This is a genomic window from Dorea sp., assembly GCF_977044405.1.
This window is the reverse complement of the sequence record NZ_CDRRQK010000008.1, coordinates 74903-93208: the sequence shown is the minus strand read 5'-3', so window position 1 is coordinate 93208 and position 18306 is coordinate 74903. Positions and strand designations below refer to the sequence as shown.

Annotated in this window: 16 protein-coding genes and 1 riboswitch; of the genes, 5 read left to right on the top strand and 11 right to left on the bottom strand. The window is 42.1% G+C overall.

What is annotated here, in order from left to right; genetic code table 11:
* The first annotated feature begins 162 nt into the window (after positions 1 to 162).
* Positions 163 to 256: riboswitch (glycine riboswitch) on the top strand.
* A gap of 4 nt (positions 257 to 260) precedes the next feature.
* The 4 genes from ACWJAF_RS05655 (at position 261) to ACWJAF_RS05640 (ending at position 4414) form a co-directional block, all read left to right on the top strand.
* Complete coding sequence (locus tag ACWJAF_RS05655; RefSeq protein WP_448862762.1) at positions 261 to 1718, top strand: alanine/glycine:cation symporter family protein; 1458 nt, start codon at positions 261 to 263, stop codon at positions 1716 to 1718.
* A 277-nt stretch (positions 1719 to 1995) separates the two neighbouring features.
* Positions 1996 to 2373, top strand: coding sequence for a diacylglycerol kinase family protein (locus ACWJAF_RS05650; protein WP_296094109.1), 378 nt, complete (start codon positions 1996 to 1998; stop codon positions 2371 to 2373).
* A 20-nt stretch (positions 2374 to 2393) separates the two neighbouring features.
* Positions 2394 to 2819 (top strand): phasin family protein, encoded by a 426-nt coding sequence (locus ACWJAF_RS05645; protein ID WP_448862760.1) that lies wholly within the window; start codon positions 2394 to 2396, stop codon positions 2817 to 2819.
* A gap of 14 nt (positions 2820 to 2833) precedes the next feature.
* Positions 2834 to 4414 carry an ABC1 kinase family protein gene (locus ACWJAF_RS05640; RefSeq protein WP_448862758.1) on the top strand — a complete coding sequence of 527 codons (1581 nt, stop codon included), beginning with the start codon at positions 2834 to 2836 and terminating at the stop codon, positions 4412 to 4414.
* 666 nt (positions 4415 to 5080) lie between these two features.
* Here the strand turns inward: ACWJAF_RS05640 and ACWJAF_RS05635 are convergent.
* The 4 genes from ACWJAF_RS05635 to udp all read right to left on the bottom strand — a co-directional run bounded on the left by ACWJAF_RS05635 (position 5081) and on the right by udp (position 8289).
* Positions 5081 to 5893, bottom strand: a complete 813-nt coding sequence (locus ACWJAF_RS05635) for a purine-nucleoside phosphorylase (protein WP_448862756.1) — start codon at positions 5891 to 5893, stop codon at positions 5081 to 5083.
* A gap of 82 nt (positions 5894 to 5975) precedes the next feature.
* Entirely contained in the window at positions 5976 to 6944 is a 969-nt protein-coding gene (gene add / locus ACWJAF_RS05630; protein WP_448862754.1) for an adenosine deaminase, read from the bottom strand.
* A 111-nt stretch (positions 6945 to 7055) separates the two neighbouring features.
* Complete coding sequence (gene cdd / locus ACWJAF_RS05625; RefSeq protein WP_448862752.1) at positions 7056 to 7496, bottom strand: cytidine deaminase; 441 nt, start codon at positions 7494 to 7496, stop codon at positions 7056 to 7058.
* A gap of 19 nt (positions 7497 to 7515) precedes the next feature.
* Positions 7516 to 8289: a uridine phosphorylase gene (gene udp / locus ACWJAF_RS05620; protein ID WP_448862750.1), complete on the bottom strand. Its 774-nt coding sequence runs from the start codon at positions 8287 to 8289 to the stop codon at positions 7516 to 7518.
* Between the two features lie 274 nt (positions 8290 to 8563).
* Between udp and ACWJAF_RS05615 the strand changes: the two genes are divergently transcribed.
* Positions 8564 to 9283 (top strand): LytR/AlgR family response regulator transcription factor, encoded by a 720-nt coding sequence (locus tag ACWJAF_RS05615; protein WP_448862748.1) that lies wholly within the window; start codon positions 8564 to 8566, stop codon positions 9281 to 9283.
* A gap of 95 nt (positions 9284 to 9378) precedes the next feature.
* Here the strand turns inward: ACWJAF_RS05615 and ACWJAF_RS05610 are convergent, their stop codons facing one another.
* The 7 genes from ACWJAF_RS05610 to ACWJAF_RS05580 all read right to left on the bottom strand — a co-directional run bounded on the left by ACWJAF_RS05610 (position 9379) and on the right by ACWJAF_RS05580 (position 18284).
* Positions 9379 to 9984, bottom strand: a complete 606-nt coding sequence (locus ACWJAF_RS05610) for a cytidylate kinase-like family protein (protein ID WP_448862746.1) — start codon at positions 9982 to 9984, stop codon at positions 9379 to 9381.
* Between the two features lies 1 nt (position 9985).
* A complete protein-coding gene (locus ACWJAF_RS05605; RefSeq protein WP_448862744.1) occupies positions 9986 to 11377 on the bottom strand; it encodes an MFS transporter in 1392 nt (463 codons plus the stop codon).
* Positions 11378 to 11534: 157 nt separating this feature from the next.
* Positions 11535 to 12548 (bottom strand): inositol 2-dehydrogenase, encoded by a 1014-nt coding sequence (gene iolG / locus ACWJAF_RS05600; RefSeq protein ID WP_448862742.1) that lies wholly within the window; start codon positions 12546 to 12548, stop codon positions 11535 to 11537.
* Between the two features lie 125 nt (positions 12549 to 12673).
* On the bottom strand, positions 12674 to 13573 hold the full coding sequence (iolE, locus tag ACWJAF_RS05595; RefSeq protein WP_448862740.1) for a myo-inosose-2 dehydratase: 900 nt from the start codon (positions 13571 to 13573) through the stop codon (positions 12674 to 12676).
* A gap of 460 nt (positions 13574 to 14033) precedes the next feature.
* A complete protein-coding gene (locus tag ACWJAF_RS05590) occupies positions 14034 to 15626 on the bottom strand; it encodes a response regulator transcription factor (protein ID WP_448862738.1) in 1593 nt (530 codons plus the stop codon).
* Positions 15623 to 17353, bottom strand: coding sequence for a sensor histidine kinase (locus tag ACWJAF_RS05585; protein ID WP_448862736.1), 1731 nt, complete (start codon positions 17351 to 17353; stop codon positions 15623 to 15625). The genes ACWJAF_RS05590 and ACWJAF_RS05585 overlap by 4 nt, the downstream gene beginning before the upstream one ends.
* Positions 17328 to 18284 (bottom strand): ABC transporter substrate-binding protein, encoded by a 957-nt coding sequence (locus ACWJAF_RS05580; RefSeq protein ID WP_448862734.1) that lies wholly within the window; start codon positions 18282 to 18284, stop codon positions 17328 to 17330. The genes ACWJAF_RS05585 and ACWJAF_RS05580 overlap by 26 nt, the downstream gene beginning before the upstream one ends.
* Positions 18285 to 18306 lie beyond the last annotated feature (22 nt).

The window sequence follows — 18306 nt, the reverse complement described above, 5'->3', positions numbered from 1 at the left end:
GTTTCGTGCTAAGCTTTACTGTATCGTGCTAAAGCAAAGACGTAATAAAGCTTTTGCATGAATACGTTATCATAAAAACTCAGGAGAGTCTTTTCATAACTGCTGGAAATATTCGAAAAAGAGAGGCAGCAGAAGGCGAAGGAGAGTGCGGGAATGATTTTTTGACACGCTCGAAAGCCGTATGAAATGAAAAGCGCCGAAGGTGTAAGCAGGTAATCAAATCTGCAAATCTCTCAGGCAAAAGGATGGAGGAATGAATTATGGGAATTTTTGGACGTATTGACACTTTTATCACCTGGTTTGACGGAGTCGTATGGGGACTTCCGCTGATCATCTTAATTCTGGTTACAGGTATGTATCTGACTGTACGCTTGGGCCTTCTTCAAGTAAGGCATCTTGGAAAAGCGTTAAAATTCATGGTGAAAAATGAAGAGGATGGACATGGAGAAGTTACCAGTTTTGGAGCTCTTTGTACTGCATTATCGGCAACTATCGGTACCGGTAACATTGTAGGTGTGGCGACTGCAATTTCTGCAGGTGGTCCTGGAGCATTGTTCTGGATGATCATGGCGGCCTTTTTTGGAATGGCAACCAAATATGCAGAAGGTCTTCTGGCTGTAAAATACCGTACAATTGATGAAGACGGGCATGTGCTTGGCGGACCATTCTACTATATTGAAAATGGAATGGGTGTAAAGTTTAGATGGCTGGCAAAGATATTTGCATTCTTTGGTGCCGGAGTAGGATTATTCGGAATTGGTACATTTACACAGGTAAATGGTATTTCATCAGCAGTCCGTAACTTTTTTGATCCGGATATGGCACATACAGTGGCTTTGTTTGGCAATGAGTATTCATGGGCGACAGTAATTTCCTGTCTGGTACTTACTGCTTGTGTAGGTCTGGTCGTATTAGGAGGAATCAAACGAATTGCGAAAGTATCTGAGATTGTAGTTCCATTTATGGCAGTATTGTACGTAGCTCTTTCGCTTATTATTATGCTGACACATCTTACAGCAATCCCTGGAGCAATTGTCACAATCGTAAAATCAGCATTTACAGGAAGCGCACTGGCAGGTGGAGCGATGGGTACAATGGTAGTTGCAATGCAAAAAGGTATTGCAAGAGGAATCTTCTCCAATGAATCCGGACTTGGAAGTGCTCCAATCGCAGCGGCAGCAGCTCAGACAAAAGAACCTGCAAGACAGGGACTGGTGTCAATGACTGGAACATTTATTGATACAATCGTAATCTGTACGATGACAGGACTTTCTATCGTAATTACAGGAACATGGAATACAGGACTGGAAGGTGTGGCAATTACGACAGCAGCATTCCAGAAGGGACTTCCGTTCCCACCGGTTGTAGCGTCATTCGCATTGATGCTTTGTCTGGTATTCTTTGCATTTACAACCATTCTCGGATGGGATTATTACGGAGAACGCTGCCTGGAATATCTGTTTAACAAGAATATGAAAGCAGTAAAAGCATACCGCTGGTTATATATTCTGTGTGTATTTATCGGACCATATATGACTGTTGCAGCAGTTTGGAATATTGCAGATATCTTTAATGCACTGATGGCATTCCCGAACTTGGTTGCACTGCTTGCTCTTAGCAAAGTAGTTGTAAAAGAGACAAAAGATTTTACAGCAAGACTGAATGTGGAAGAGAAGAATAAGCGGGTCGTGGAAGGAATTAAGGCAGAGAACGCTTAACGGGGAGCCATGGGAACGTGAAAAAGTGGATTTTTCAGTGTCCCGGCTGGCTTGAAGTAAAATGATAGTGAAGCATCTACTAACAGTTTTTTTGAAGATATAAGAAGATATAAGATAGGATAAAAGAGGATCAAAGAATGGATAAAAAATCTTTGATCTTCTTTTTGTTTGCTTTTTTATTTGTAAAATTTTGAAAATAAAACAAAAAATACACAATGTTTGTGTAAATTTAAATGAAATGTGCTAAAATGTAAGAAAACAAAGGACAGGTACAAAGATGAAGAAACAAAAGAAAGATCCATTGTATAAAAGCTTCGGCTATGCATTTGCCGGGATATTTGCAGTGGTATCAAAAGAACGGAATATGAAGATTCATTGTGCGGCAATGGTGTGTGTGGTGATTGCAGGATTTGTATTTCATATTACACCGGTGGAATGGTGTATCTGCCTGACATTGTTTGGGCTTGTCATGGCGCTTGAAATTGTGAACACAGCAGTAGAAGCAGTGGTAGATCTGGTCACAGAAGAAAGAAAGCCACTCGCAAAGCTTGCAAAAGATGCGGCAGCAGGAGCAGTGCTGATTGCAGCAATTATGGCGGCAATTGCAGGAATGATCATATTTCTTCCAAAACTTTTGGAAAACCTGCCTTTATAGACATCGAAAGGAGAATGGCTATGGAAAAATTAGGAAACGGATTAAAGAAAGTATTATTTGCAGGAATCGGAGCAGTAGCAGTAACAGGAGAAAAATCTAAAGAACTCCTGGATGAGATGGTGAAAAAAGGAGAACTGACCGTTGAGCAGGGAAAGGCTCTCAATGAAGAATTAAAGCATAATATCAAATCAACGGTAAAAGACAAGGTGAATGTAAAAGTAAAGACATCAACACCAGAGGAACTAGACGAGCTTCTGGATAAAATGACTCCGGAACAGATGGCATTATTGAAACAGAGAATCGATGAGATGGAGAAAAAGCAGGAAGAATTCGAAGCGGCAGAGACCGTAGAGGATGCAGAAGAAGCTGTCGGTGAAGAAATTGCTGATGAAGAAACGACAGAAGAAGCTGCATATGACGGAACAGCTAAGAGTGAAGAAATTTAAAGAGGAACAGGTTCATGAGTAAGGAAGAATCCAAAGAATACCGTAACAGGTTGAAGGAAATCACATCCGTACTTCATAAATATGGAATTACCCGAGGGGTTACGCCTCAGAAACTCCGGATGATACTGGAGGATCTGGGGCCTACTTATATTAAGATTGGTCAGATTATGTCACTGCATTCAGACATCCTGCCCAAACGGTACTGCGATGAATTGATGCGTCTGCGTTCCGAAGTAACACCGATGGGATTCGAAGAAGTAAAAGAAGTGATCGAACAGGCATATGGCTGTCCGTGGAGTGAGATTTTTACTTCCATTTCTGAGACACCTCTTGGTTCGGCATCCATCGCGCAGGTACACCGTGCAGAACTGATAAGTGGAGAACAGGTTGTTATAAAAGTCCAGCGAAAAGGCATCTATGAAATTATGGCAAGGGATATCGGGCTTCTTAGGAAAGCAGTGAAGCTGATGCCGCCGATCAGTTTGAAAGGAATGGCTGATTTTGACCAGGTACTGGATGAACTTTGGAATGTAACAAGAGAAGAGATGAATTTTCTCACAGAAGCATCGAACATGGAAGAATTCGCCAGACGGAATGCAGAAATTGTGTATGTAAGAACACCAAGATTATATCAGGAATATACAACCATGCATGTTCTGGTTATGGAGTATATCGAAGGTCCCGCAATCGATGATAAAGAAAAGCTTCTGGCAGATGGGTATGATCTGGAAGAAATAGGAGCAAAACTCATCGATAACTATATCAAACAGGTCATGGAAGATGGTTTCTTCCATGCAGATCCTCATCCGGGAAATGTAAAAGTTCAGGATGGAAAGATCGTATGGATTGATATGGGGATGATGGGAAGACTGACGGAACGGGACAAAGAACTGATCGGTAAGGCAATCCGCGGTATTGCAGAGAATGATATCGGCATGATCCAGGAAGCAGTTATGGCATTGGGAGAATTCAAAGAAAAACCAGATCAAAGTATACTATACGAAGATATCAGTGAACTGATGTCAAAATATGGTTCCTTGGATATGGGAGAAATAGACATTGCTGAAGTGATGATGGATCTGATGGAGGTCATGAAAGAAAATAAGATCCGTATGCCGCATGGCCTTACAATGCTGGCAAGAGGGCTGACCAACATGGAAGGGGTACTGGCAGATATTGCTCCACAGATCAATATGATTGAGATTGCCTCCAGACATATTTCGGAAATCATGTGGAAGGATTTCGACTGGAAAAAGGAACTAAAGCATGCAGGAAAGAATATTTACCGTTCGATGCATAAAGCGGTAGAAGTTCCTGGGCTTGCAGCAGATGCACTTCACGGTCTTATGAAAGGCCAGACCAGAGTCAATCTGGACCTGCATGCATCTAATGATCTGGCGCAGCTGCTGCGGCGTCTGGTAAGAAATGTGGTCATGGGACTCTGGGTCATGGCTCTTCTTATCAGCTCCAGCATCATCTGCACCACCAATATGAAGCCGAAGATATGGGGAATTCCGGCAATCGGGGTGATAGGGTATCTGTTTGCGTTTGCAATTGTGATGTATGTGTTGATAAAGCACATCTTTTCAAAATAATATGTTTGCTGTTTAATACACTAGTTCATGGTGGCCTCTCGGTCCATGAGAAAGCGCTGGTATCCTGTCTGCTGCTAGATGTCACGATGCAGAAGTTCTAAGGCAGTCCGACTTTCCTAAGGACGAAAGGGCCTCCGCTCCAAACTCGGCATGCGCCTCAAACAGTGTCGCTCCGTCCCTTTAACGGAAAGTCAAACTACCTAAGAACTTCTACACATCGCGCCAAAAAACGCTGCAAACAGGATACCAGCGCTTTCTCATGTCGTGATTGGCAGGCGGTAGTGTATGAAATAGTTGGAGGGCGTAATTGTGAGTGCTTACCCCGGGAGTATCATAAAAAGAACTGCCGGGGTAAGCATCCTCAGTTACGCCCTCCATTTAATACATTAATTATCGCCTGCCAGTCGCGACTTGCGTATGCCTTGGTATAAGGGCTGGGTAGCATTCGGAATGAGGCTTAGAAGTAGTTAGAGAGTCTGGATTCCCGTTAACAGAAAGCAAATCCACTGTTTGAGACGAAGGTCGAGTTTGGGTTTGCTTTCTGTTGCTTTTAGGGAATTCAGGCTCTCTTACTACTTCTTGCTTCATGGAGTCGCGGACCAGATCTTATACCAAGGCATACGCAAGAACCGGGAATCCAACCCAAATTAATGTATTAAACAGCAATTACATCTTCTTTATAACTTCCGTCACCAGTTTCGCAAAATCCACCGCCACGCGGTCTGCGGTTTTCTGTACTTCTGCGTGGTTTAGTTTTTCTTTGCTGACTCCTGCTGCCATGTTGGTGATGCAGGAGATTCCGCATACTTCCATTCCCATGTGTCTTGCTGCCATAGCTTCGCATGCGGTGCTCATGCCGACTGCGTCTGCGCCCCAGCTTCTGACCATGCGGATTTCTGCCGGTGTCTCATAGTTTGGTCCGGTCAGCTGTACATATACACCTTCTTTTAGCTCTATTCCACAGTCTTTTGCGCTTTCTCTTATTATATCTTGTATTCTTCTGCTGTATACTTCACTCATATCAGGAAATCTTGTTCCAAGTTCTTCTATATTTGGTCCGATCAACGGGCTTGGTACTGCTGTTGTAATATGATCGGTGATCATCATGAAATCTCCCGGTTTAAATGATGGATTCACACCGCCGGCTGCGTTGGTAAGGAGAATCTTTTTGGCTCCCATCATACCCATCAGTCTGGTTGGGAGTACTACGTCCTGCATCGTATAGCCTTCGTAATAATGTACTCTTCCCTGCATTAATACAACCGGGACTTCTCCTACGTATCCGAATACGAATTGTCCTTTGTGTCCCTGTACTGTGGATACCGGGAATCCTTCGATTTCTGTATATTTTACAATTTTTTCAATCTTGATTTTTTCCGCATAATCTCCGAGTCCCGATCCAAGGATCACTGCTTTTTCCGGCCTAAAATCTGTTTTTTCTCTTATACTTTTCAGGCATTTGTCTATTTTTTTATACATATATGTCCCACCTTTTTATTTACCATTTTATTCTGTATTCATCACTACGATATAAGCGCAAAGAATATAATTCCTTTTCACATCATAATCTCTTTAAGATTCTTTCCTTCACCGCATCATCTGCGAATGCCACATCCACTGCATTTTTCATCATAAGACGGATCTCTTCATCTGTGATTCCATAGGTTTTCTGGATAAATGCCAGTTCTTTTGTAAGTGTTGTGTTACTTACTGTGCGGTTGTCGGTGTTCACTGTTACTTTCAATCCATTATCCAGAAATTCACGCATTGGATAGTCTTTTGTGCTTTCTACTGCTTTTGTCTGAAGGTTGCTGACCGGACACATTTCGATACCGATTCCTTTTCTTTGCAGTTCTTTTTGTACCTCCCTGTGTCCACGCATTGCGATTCCATGTCCGATTCTTCCGGCTCCTGCTTCTACTGAGTCCAGGATGTTCTGCACACTTCCGCATTCTCCTGCGTGCAGGGTAAATGGCATGCCAAGTTTTTTAGTCTCTTGAAATAATTCCATGAATTCTGACATGGGATATAACGCCTCAGCTCCTGCCAGATCTGCTGCACATACGCCGTATCCCAGATATTCCCTGGCGGTGCGGATCATACGGCGGTTTTCTTCTTCGCTGTGATGACGCATGGCACATGTGATCACACCATATTCAATTCCAAAGTCCTTTTTCCCTTTTTCAAGTCCTGCCAGCAGTGCTTCGATTACTTTTGCACAGTTCATATCCTCTGTTTCTGACAAAAGTGGTGCAAAACGGATCTCTGCATAGCAGACATTTTCCTGCTTCATGCTCTTTAGTACATCATATCCGGCTTCACTAAGGCCTTCCTCGTCCATGATACATTTCCCCGGAAGGTCGAATTTTTCCAGATATTCATTCAGGCTTCTGCAATCGTCTGACACACTGAGTTCACTTTGTGATACCTTTCGATTCAGTCTTCTTTCTATAAATTCCCGGCTCAGTGATCCATCCAGATGGCAGTGTAACTCCACCTTGGGAAGCTCTGTTAATTTATCTCTTGTCATATGTTTTTACTCCTTACTATACCAGCTATTCTTATATCCTTACTGTCAGTTGTGTAGTCTCTGTCATAAGTCAGATCTTTCCTTACTCTTTCTCTCTGAAATCTACATCCTTTATTTCAGATTCCCTGGCCCAAATCCCAGCGGCAACAGCTCCTTTAATGTGTAGATATCATAATGTTCCGTATCTGTTGCAAGAATAATCTCGAATTTATCCGGGTCACAGAACTCCATCATCACCTGTCTGCATACCCCGCATGGTGGTGCGTACTCTGTCAGGACTCCGTCTTTTCCTCCTACGATACAGATTGCACGGAAATCTTTTACGCCCTCGCTTACGGCTTTAAAAAATGCAGTCCGCTCTGCACAGTTTGTCGGTGTATAAGCTGCATTTTCTATATTACATCCTGTATATATGGTTCCATTTTCTGCCAGAAGTGCTGCTCCTACCTTGAATCCTGAATATGGTGTATAGGAGTATTTAAGCTGTTCGATTGCTGTCTTGATCATATCTTTCGTAATATCCTGAATTGTCATTTTTTCTGTCTTACTCATCTTGTTTTCCCCACTTTTATTATATGTCAGCAGCGATCAGATTCCTCACCGCACCTACTGCTGTACGCACTGCCATATCTGTATCATGCACCACCGGATTATATAACCCCTGTTTTTCCCGTTCCTGATTGGCCATTACAAGGAAGCAGGCTCCGGCTCTTACATGCAGCTTTCCTGCTACGATAAAAAGAGCGGCTGATTCCATCTCTGAAGCCAGACATCCCATTTTCTTCCAGGCTTCCCATTTGTTCATAAGTTCATAACCTGCCGGCATTGCTTCTGGTTCATGCTGTCCGTAGAACGCATCCTTGGACTGGACGACTCCGGTGTGATAATCGCAGTTATTTTCTCGTGCTGATCGTACCAGTGCATTGGTTACATCAAAGTCTGCAACTGCAGGATATTCAATTGGTGCATATTCTTTACTGGTTCCTTCCATGCGGATTGCTCCCGTTGCTATGACAATATCCCCGCTTTTTACTTCCGGATGCATGCCCCCGCATGTACCGATTCTTACAAATGTATCTGCACCGCACCGGTAGAGTTCCTCCATTGCAATTGCTGCGGACGGTCCTCCGATTCCAGTCGATGTCACACTGACCTTTTCACCATCCAGCATGCCTGTATATGTCGTGAATTCCCGGTTTACTGCAATCTTCTCTGGTTCTTCCAGATAGCTGGCAATCTTTTCACATCTTCCCGGATCTCCAGGCATGATCACATAACGTCCTACTTCTCCTTTGGCTACCTGTATATGATACTGTCTGTTTGCATCTTCTGAATAATTTTTCATACGAATCCTTCCTTTCCAGCCATCATAAGCTCATAACGCCTTAATTGTTCCAGTGATTCTTCTGCCAGAGTGTAATTGTAATATCTTTTTTTCTTATTTTATCACAAAATTTATCTAAAATCGCTATACATGTCTGACGTATTGTTATAATTTTTACATTTCACCGTCCAATTATTACATGTTACTTTTCTTCCTTCTCAAATGACCTATAATCTACAAAACTTGCTATTGGCACCATATAACACACTAAAACTAACACAATGAGGTGATAATTATGATTCATGTTGCACTTTGCAATAATGATGCTTCTTATATATCCGAAATCGAATCCCTGTTACATGGCATTGCCATGCAGGAAAAGCTTATGATACATACAGACATCTTTTATAACGGAACAGAACTGGAAGAAAAATTCCGGACAGGCGCTGATTATCCGCTGATCATTCTGGACGCCGATACAGAGCCCGGCGGTTTGCTCACTGCAAAAAAGCTTCGAAATGCCGGGGTCGATTCTCTGATCCTGTTCATTTCTCATTCCGGTATATATTTCCGGGAATTATTTGAAATCGGAGTCTTCCGCTTTTTAGAAAAGCCGCTGGATTCTTCCTTGTTCCAGAGATATTTTATGGATGCTGTCGAAAGAATTCACAAAGAAGGAAAATATTTTCTCTTCAAGCGCGGACGCCAGCTGCAGTTGATCCGTATCCGGGATATCCTGTATTTCGAAAGCAACCGGCGTAAAGTTATCCTTCATAAGCTGGATGGAAAGAAAATGGACTTCTATGGCAAATTAAACGATGTTGAACATGAGATTCTGAAACTGGAAGCCCCGTTTCTCCGTACCCATCAGTCCTTTCTTGTCAATTGTAATTATATATTTGGATGGAAAGCTTCCAAACTTCAACTAAATGGGGGCATCCAGATTCCGGTAAGTGAAGATCAGAAAAAGAAAATCCGCGGACAGTTAAAATATTTTACACGCAGAGATCCATGATGCAGGATATTTTCCCTGATATGTCAAAAAAAGAACTCATCCCTGCTTTGTCCTCAGGATGAGTTCCTTCATCAAAATATTTCATAAAAATTTTTCTATCTGTTTTGTACTTTTTCAATATATGCAAATATCATATCCGCAGCATCTTCCAGTTCTATGTGACTGGTATTCAGCATCAGATCATAGTTCAACGGATCGCCCCATGTTCTTCCTGTGTAATAATTATAGTAACGCTGTCTGGATACGTCTTCTCTGTCCATCTCCTTTAACGAAATACCGTCGTAAGCTTCTTTGCTTCTTTTTTCCCGGAAATCATCATCCGCATAGATGAATATATGATAGCAGTTCTTCACATCGGAAAGAACCGCATCGGCACACCTTCCAAGGAATACGCCGCCCGATTTTTCTGCCAGTTTCCGTATCAGAGCCGCCTGTTCTTTATACATCTTATTATAATCAGGGATCACATCGCTTCCAATTCCGAAGCCCCCAAAGAACTGACTGTGTCCGGTTGGTACTTTGTATGCTTCTTCCAGAATATTTTCTATATCCAGATCTGCATTTCCCACTTTTTCTGCTGCCAGATATACGATCTGTCTGTCATAGCAGCGGACCTGCATCTTTTTGGCCAGTATTTCCGCGATCTCTCTTCCGCCACTTCCATACTGACGGCTGATGGTAACAATGGTATGCTCCTTCATCTTACATCTCTCCCTTCGCTTCACGCTCAATCAGTTCTTTCATAATGTCCGGATACTGTTTATCCAGATGATAGAACAGAAGAACTAAAAGTACACCGCCTGCAACAACCATTGGGCCAACTTTATAGATATTTATAATCATATGTAATGCACTGTCCGGCTGTGTCACATTTCCGGCTGCACTACTGATATATCCTCCCATAGAAAGAAGTCCAGTCATAACCGCAGATGCCACACCTGCACCGACCTTAGTTCCAATAGAACCACCGGCGAAGATCAGACTTTCCTGACGTACATGTGTCTTCCATTGTCCAAACTCTACTACATCACCTATCATACCGAATACGACTGCATTCAAAGGTGCAAGTCCGACCGCTCTTGCTACACAGCTCATTACCATCCACGGAATGCTGTATGGATTCAAGAAAAATAAAAGCTGTCCGGTAAGTGCAATTATGCTTCCGGCAAGTGCGATATTTCTCTTTCCGAATTTTCTAATCAGTGGTGCACATAAGAAGATGCATACAACGAGTGTCAGTATCTCTGTCAGATACAATGCACTGTAAAGCCATGTGTCATTGTGGAAAATATATTTACAATAATATGGTAAGATGGTTCCGGATACGCTAAATGATACACTCTGGAACATCCAAAGTAACAATACAGCCCAGAAATACTGATTGGTAACAAGAAGTTTCAATCCTTTTTTTACTGGAACCTTTTCAGCCTTTTCCTGTCCTGCGATCACAACGGTCTCTTTACAGTTGATAAAGCAGATCAGAAGAAGAATCAGTGCGATCACTGCCCATACCGTCATGGTCTTTACCCATGCAGCCTGGTCATTTCCGAATAATTTGACCAGTGGTGTTGTACAGGTAACTGCAATGATTTTACCAAGCGGGGATAATCCCATTCTTACGACACTTAACATGTCTCGTTCTGATGATACCCGTGTCATCATTGCCGAGAGACTTCCGTATGGCAGGTTGATGGCTGTATAACATACGGTTGTACAGAAGTTATACGTTACAAAGATATAGATTGACTGAACCATTCCCATAGTATGCGGTACCGTAAATAACAGGATTGCAGACAGCGCATATGGTACGCTCATCCACAAGATCCACGGTCTTGATTTTCCCCATTTGGAATTGGTTTTTTCTACGATGATTCCCATGATCATATCAGAAAATCCATCGAAGAAACGGGATGCCAGCATGATCAGACCTACGGTTGCAGCTGCAACTCCTACATAATCTGTGTAAAAAAGTGTCAGCAGTGTTCCGACCATACCAAATACTACATTACATGCCACGTCGCCTCCGGCATAAGATAATCTGACCGGCCATGACAGTTTTCCATTTGCTGCGTTATTCGCCTTTTTTTCTTCCACGTTTATCCTCTCCTTTTCATTCCACTAAAGCCAGAAAAAGATCTGTAAGCTTTTTTCTCACAGATCTTTTTCTTATCATTTCTCCAAAGCATTCTGTTATTTTGTCATGTATCAAATTCTGTCTGTTGAAGGCTCTGCAAGTTTATACCGCTTTTACTTAGACTGTGATTTCAGATATTTTAACCGGGCGGTGTTCTTCCAGGGATTTTTTAGCTGCAAGTCCCATAAGTACCGGCTGCAGTCCATCCATAACGCCAAGTGGTGTATCTGTATCATTTTCGATTGCTTCGATAAAGCATTTGATTTCTTTTGCATATGCTGCCATATAACGCTCCAGGAAGAAGTATAATGGCTTCTCGCCTGTGACTCCGTCTGCGCTGCTGATAACTGCTGATGATGTAGAATCATTGGATACCGCTACCATTCCTTTTGATCCGAATACTTCTGCTCTCTGATCGTATCCGTAAGCTGCTTTTCTTGAATTATCAATAACTGCGATTGCTCCATTTTCCATCTTAAGAGTAATCACTGCGGTATCTACATCCCCTGCTTCTCCGATTGCAGGGTCTACGAGTACGGCTGCTTCTACGTATACTTCTGTCGCATTGCATCCTGCAAGGAAACGTACCATATCAAAATCATGGATGGTCATATCCAGGAAGATTCCTCCTGATACCTTTACATAGTCTGCGCATGGTGGTTCCGGATCTCTGGATGTAATCTTGATAATATGTGTATCTCCGATTTTTCCATCTGCAACTGCTTTCTGTACTGCTTCGAAGTTGTGATCGAATCTTCTGTTAAATCCTACCTGGTATTTTACATTGCTGTCTTTTAATGCATCGATGACTTCTTTGATCTTTGCTACATCATGATCGATTGGTTTTTCACAGAATACATGCTTTCCTGCTTTGATTGCTTCTACTGAGATTGGGGAATGTGTATCCGTTGATGAGCAGATCAGTACTGCATCAATCTCTGGATCTGCAAGGATTTCTTTATAATCCTTTGTAACTGCTTCTACACCCATACCTTTTGCCCATTTTTCAGTCGCATCATTCATAAATGGGTCTGCAAGCATCTTGACTTTTGCATCCTTTACCTGTGTGCAGATACTTTCTACATGTACTTTTCCGATTCTTCCTGCTCCGATAATTCCTACGTTAACCATTTTTTCTTCTCCTTTTCGCGTTTATAATTTTTTATTTTATATATTCTTGTCCAGTTCCGTTTTTATCCCTTTTGGGAATCTCCCGGTATTTTTTAATGATTTTGTTTGCAGATTGTATTTTTCTTCTATAATCCTGTCTTTTCTGAAATGAATTTTCTTGCTTTCAGTGCATATTCCAGTGGATTAGCTTTTGCCGGATCCTGCTCGGCTTCTACTACCATATAGCCTGTATATCCGGATTCTTCCAGTACTTTAAAAATTGGATCAAAGTCGATATCTCCATCTCCTGGTACGGTAAATGTTCCCATTCTTACGCCATCCAGGAAGCTTAAGTTCTCTTTCTTTACTTTTTCTACCATGTCTTTTCTGATGTCTTTGAGATGTACATGTTTGATTCTGTCTGCATATTTCGTAGCCATCTCAAGTGGATCTTCCCCGCAGTATGCAAAATGTCCGGTGTCGAATAAAAGGCTTACGTATTCCGGATCTGTATTTGCCATCATGCGTTCTACTTCGTCTGCATTCTGTACAACCGTTCCCATGTGATGATGGAAGGTAAGTGCGATTCCATATTCGTCTTTTGCGATCTTACCCAGTTTGTTCATTCCCTCACAGAAAGTCTTCCATTCTTCATCGTTCATGACATATTTGTGTCCAAAAATTGGTGTATCAAGCATGCCCTGTACGCTGTAGCTCTGTTCAGATGCTCCGATGACCTTTGCTCCCATCTCTTTTAAATATGCAAGCTGTGCACGGAATTCTTTCTCTACTTCTTCGAATGGTTTTGTAATCAGGAATGCTGAGAACCACTGGTTGCAGATCTCTACACCCCGGAGATCCAGTGCCTGCTTCAGGACTTTTGTATCTTTTGGATACTTGTTTCCCACCTCAGATCCTGTGAATCCTGCCAGTGCCATCTCACTTACACACTGTTCAAATGTATTCTCACTTCCAAGATCTGGCATGTCATCGTTGGTCCATGCGATTGGTGCAATTCCAAGTTTTACTTTCTCTTTGTCGAACATCTTTCTTACCTCTCTTTTCTTTTTTGTTACTACTTTTTCATCATTTCTTTTTGATGCTTTTTGTTTGTTGTTTTTTATTTTCTTTCGTGTTCTCTTTGTGACTATATCTTACTAAGAATTGCTGCTTACGCATATTGGGAGAATCTTTCGATGCGTGTATTTTATTTTTAGATGTTTTTTTGGGTACTTTTTTCAGGTTGTGTTTATGCTCTTTTTCCTGCACTATTTTTGGGTTTTTTCTTTAGGTCTGGATGCGTGCATTTTTTCATATGCGTGATCCTGGTCCTGCTGCCAGCAGCTTTTCCTGTATCCTTTGACCTCTGCATAACCTGCTGCCGGCAGCTTCTCTTACATACTTTTGTATAAAAAAGCAGAGATTTTTACTTTTTGTAAAAACCTCTGTTTTCTCTATGCTTGTCACTATTTTCTTTTATGTATTTTTTTATTAATTTTTATACCATTATCCGGCATGTTTTCTGTAATGTGCCGGACTCATTCCTTCTGCCTTTTTAAAGACCTTTGAAAAATAATGATAGTCATTAAATCCCGACTCTTCTGCAACCTGCCACATCTTAAGATCTGTCTCGCGCAGCAGACGTTTTGCATGTTCCATCCTAAGATTCAGAAGATAATTGGCAAACCCAATCCCCATCTCCTGACTGAACAGGTAACTCAGATACGTACTGTTGACCCCGGCCGCATCTGCCACATCTCCAAGGCCTATAGACTCCCTGTAATGTGCACATGCATAGTCCGCTGCGATCTTGACCGGCTGGCTTAAATCTTCCGGAATCTCCGGATTATTATATTCAAATGCTTCCTCTGCCAGATTAGCAAGCTGTGCTTTGACTTCTCCTATATAGGACCAGCTATGTTCTCTTCCAGCGTTTTCTATCTGTAATATCTGCTCTAGCTTCCGGTACCACTGCTGTACGATCTGGCTTTCGCTCCTTTCTCTTTTGAATGCATCCACAGTTTCTTCTGCCATAGAAAGAAATGTATCTTTTTCATTCTTTCTCTTAAGTCTGTCTGCCTGGTCAAGAAGCTTTCCGGCCTCTTTTGGAAGCTCTTTTCCCATAGCCTTGTCTGTCTCATAATAGGCAATTCCATCTTTTTCATAAAATGTACTCTTTATCATAAGTCTTGCCTGCTGATATGCCATTCTAAGAGCCTCTGTTCCCATACAGATATTGCTGACCCCAATCTTATACTGCATTTTTTCTTCTTTGCATATCTTATAGCAGGCAGATGCAAGCCCTGTCAGCTTCTGATACATCACGCTGCTTTTATATTCTCCTGACAGATCCAGGAAGCAGCAGTATGTACCATTTCCAAGATAGATCAGTTCCTGCTCTGTCTCTGGTTCTTTTTCGCAGAGCTGTTCCCGGAAGTGTCCACAGAATTCCAGACTTTCCTGCTCTTTTCTTGCTCCTTCCAGCGGGTCATCGCTATGTTCTTTTTCTTCCTGTCTGATTACGATCACTGCACTGTTCTGATATTTTCCACGGATTCCCAGACGTACTCTTTCTTTTTCCCGCTCTTCTTCTGCTAGAGTCCCGGCCAGTATCTGGTTAAAGAACAGGAATTTTTCATTCATTGTTCCTGTTGGTTTTTCCGATGGATATACTTTGGATTCATTCATACTTTCGTCTGTCTTTGGTCCGGCATTTTCTTTTTTTATATTTTCCTGTGCCGTCTGTAATACCGTGTACAGACTGTCTTCATTCAGTGTATTTTTCAGTACGTACTCATCTGCACCTTCTTTCATTGCCTGCTTTACATATTCGAATTCGTCATGGCAGCTAAGTACGATCACGTAAATATCCGGGTATTTTTTTCTGATTGCCTTTATCAGTTCTATTCCGTCCATCAATGGCATCGCAATATCTGTGACCACAAGATCCACCGGCTCTTTATTTAATACCTCCAGTGCTTCTTCTCCATCTCTTACATCTGCTGTGATCTCAAACCCTGCTTTTTCCCATGACGATAACATCTTCAGATAACTCCGCACCAGAAAGTCATCGTCCGCAAGTAATGCTTTTTTCATCATTCTTCATCCTCACCTCTATTCACAGGCAGATAAATCGTGGCTGTCGTTCCTTCTCCTTCACTTTTCAGTGTAAGTTTTGCCTGTCTTCCATAATATAAGTTTAACCTGTCCTGTATATTCGGGATCCCGACTGCTGTAAGTCCCTTTGTCTTCTTACCTTTCTTTTGCAGCAATTCTTCAATCTGTTCTTCTGACATACCTCTTCCGTTATCTTTTACCGTAAGATAAAGTCTGGAATCAGAAGTATAAGCTTCTATGGTTAACTTTTTCTTGTCATTCTTAAGATCCAGTCCATGTATAATGGCATTTTCCACCAGCGGCTGTAAGATCAGCCTTGGTATCTTGCACTGCTGCGCTTCCCACTCTATCTTATATTCCACCTGATAATTTTCTCCATTCCGGAATTCCTGAAGATGAATATAATTTTCCAGGACCTGCACTTCTTCTGCTACCGTAAGAAATGTACCCTTTTTCCGGATGCAAGTCTGAAGAAGCTCTACGAAATCTTCAATCACGGTGGCAATCTCCTTTTGTCCGTGGATCAGTGCATAACACTTTATGGAATTCAATGTATTATACATAAAATGCGGCGTAATCTGATACTGCAGGGCTTCTAGCTCTGCGTCTTTTTTCTTTTTTTCTTCCTGGATCAACTGCCTGATCAGCTCTTCGATACGGTCAAGCATCCGGTTGAATTCTTCTGCTGCAAGTCCAATCTCGTCTTTTGAGACTATTTCTGCTCTTGTATCCATCTCGCCATCCGATACAGCTTTCATTGCCGTCATCAGCTTTTGCACCGGTCTGTACACAATCCTTGATATATAGATTGCTGCCATAAGAGCAAGGATTCCAAATCCCGCTGCTATTCCAAATATATATTTTCTCATCTGCATCAGGTCACTTAATACCGCCTGCTTCTTCACACTCGCAAAGATCCCACACCTGGAGAAGCTTCCTTCGCAATAAATGTAAATATTCTTTTTATCCGCTCCTGCTGTCTCTGAATGACGGATCCATTTTTTATATTTTTCTTCTGAAAATGATCTGCCTATCTGGGATACTTCCCTTGTTGCAATGACTTTGCCATCTCCGATCAGTTTGATCTGGTCAAGTTCCTGATTCGCCGGGTCTTCCATATAATCATATCGTAGATTTTGTTCTTCTATATTGGTGCATACGTATCCCAGTATTGTTCCATCTGTGTCCTTTACCACCTCAGCAAATGCAAGCAATTTACTTTCCTCATGCACCAGATCATCCATGATCACCGGACCGTCATTTTCCTGGATCTTTGTTTCAAACTGGAGAATCTTGCCAGCATCTATATCACTTCTGTATACCGGATAATCCATCGTTGTTACAACCTGGTTCTTCTCTGGTATTACCAGATACATCGAAGTGATCGACGGATCCATCTTCGAAAATGTCCGCAGCCGGTTCGCGATATCACTCAGCCGGCTTTCATCCTGATCTTCCAGATACTGCTTCAGCATCTCTTTTAATTCACTGTCACAAGATGACTTAATATCTATGTTGCAGACATCTTTTAACATATCATCGATCGTGCCCGTCAAAAGTCTTACTCTCTGACTTAAGACCGTCACATAATTTTCTTCGATCATCTTCGCGGATCTTCCGTAGAATACAAAAGCCATGGCCGTTGCTGTAAGCAGCGTTATCCCGATGATCGCAATCAGTACTTTACTTCTTATACTCTTGACTTTCATATTTTCTCCTGTATTCTTTTACGTTATCCTGTGTCAGTATCCGGGCACTTACGTAATAGTCTTTTTCCGGTGTCTTTTCCTTGCGCAGTTTTTGAATATAATGAATGGTCTCATATCCAATCTCATATCCGGACTGTGCTGCCAGTGCAGTAATCTCCCCATTTTCCACGGCTTTCAGGGAATCTTCCTGTTCATCCACGGATACGATCTTGATCCCGGTATCTTTTAACTCATCTACAAGTCCCATGGCTGTAACCGCACTGGTTGCCATGATCCCGCGGATCTTTGGATACTGCTCCATCAGGTCCCTTACTTTCTGCTCTGACATCTGAAGATTCGCATAACCGCTTTCTACAAACTGTACTTTCATATCTTTTTCTGTCCGCATATATTCTTTAAAACCTTCTACACGCTCCCGGTGTCCCTTTTGCTGCAGGTCTCCTGCCACAACTCCGACCTGTCCTTTGTGTCCAAGCTGCTCTGCCAGTTTTTTTGCAAGCTCATATCCAGTCTTATGATTATCAATTCCTATGTACGGAAGCTCTGTAGACCCCATCCCGTTGTCAAATGATACTGCTATGATATTCTTTTTCTTTAATTCTTCCAGATAATCCGGCACATAGTACGAATCAATCGGTGCTACTGCAAGTGCATCCACATTCTGGCTGATCAGTTTTTCCACCTGTTTTTCCTGTACTTCCCTATCAAGCTCGGAATCCGGCGACAATATGATAACGTCCATATTGTATTTTGCTGCCGCAGCTTCCATTCCGGAACTTACAGATAACCAGTATTCACTGCTGTTTGATTTTGTCACAACGCCTACGATGTAGCGGTCCGTAGAGCTTTGATATGTCTTTTTGTCTGTACATCCGGTACTTAACATTCCTGCTGTAAGCAGGATAACGATGCCTCTGATGATCTTTCTCATATCCCCACCTGCTTTTATCTTC

Coding starts and splice junctions, on each gene's coding strand:
- ACWJAF_RS05655 (WP_448862762.1), top strand. CDS start 261: ATGGGAATTTTTGGACGTATTGACACTTTTATCACCTGGTTTGACGGA.
- ACWJAF_RS05650 (WP_296094109.1), top strand. CDS start 1,996: ATGAAGAAACAAAAGAAAGATCCATTGTATAAAAGCTTCGGCTATGCA.
- ACWJAF_RS05645 (WP_448862760.1), top strand. CDS start 2,394: ATGGAAAAATTAGGAAACGGATTAAAGAAAGTATTATTTGCAGGAATC.
- ACWJAF_RS05640 (WP_448862758.1), top strand. CDS start 2,834: ATGAGTAAGGAAGAATCCAAAGAATACCGTAACAGGTTGAAGGAAATC.
- ACWJAF_RS05635 (WP_448862756.1), bottom strand. CDS start 5,893: ATGTATAAAAAAATAGACAAATGCCTGAAAAGTATAAGAGAAAAAACA.
- add (WP_448862754.1), bottom strand. CDS start 6,944: ATGACAAGAGATAAATTAACAGAGCTTCCCAAGGTGGAGTTACACTGC.
- cdd (WP_448862752.1), bottom strand. CDS start 7,496: ATGAGTAAGACAGAAAAAATGACAATTCAGGATATTACGAAAGATATG.
- udp (WP_448862750.1), bottom strand. CDS start 8,289: ATGAAAAATTATTCAGAAGATGCAAACAGACAGTATCATATACAGGTA.
- ACWJAF_RS05615 (WP_448862748.1), top strand. CDS start 8,564: ATGATTCATGTTGCACTTTGCAATAATGATGCTTCTTATATATCCGAA.
- ACWJAF_RS05610 (WP_448862746.1), bottom strand. CDS start 9,984: ATGAAGGAGCATACCATTGTTACCATCAGCCGTCAGTATGGAAGTGGC.
- iolG (WP_448862742.1), bottom strand. CDS start 12,548: ATGGTTAACGTAGGAATTATCGGAGCAGGAAGAATCGGAAAAGTACAT.
- iolE (WP_448862740.1), bottom strand. CDS start 13,573: ATGTTCGACAAAGAGAAAGTAAAACTTGGAATTGCACCAATCGCATGG.
- ACWJAF_RS05590 (WP_448862738.1), bottom strand. CDS start 15,626: ATGATGAAAAAAGCATTACTTGCGGACGATGACTTTCTGGTGCGGAGT.
- ACWJAF_RS05585 (WP_448862736.1), bottom strand. CDS start 17,353: ATGAAAGTCAAGAGTATAAGAAGTAAAGTACTGATTGCGATCATCGGG.
- ACWJAF_RS05580 (WP_448862734.1), bottom strand. CDS start 18,284: ATGAGAAAGATCATCAGAGGCATCGTTATCCTGCTTACAGCAGGAATG.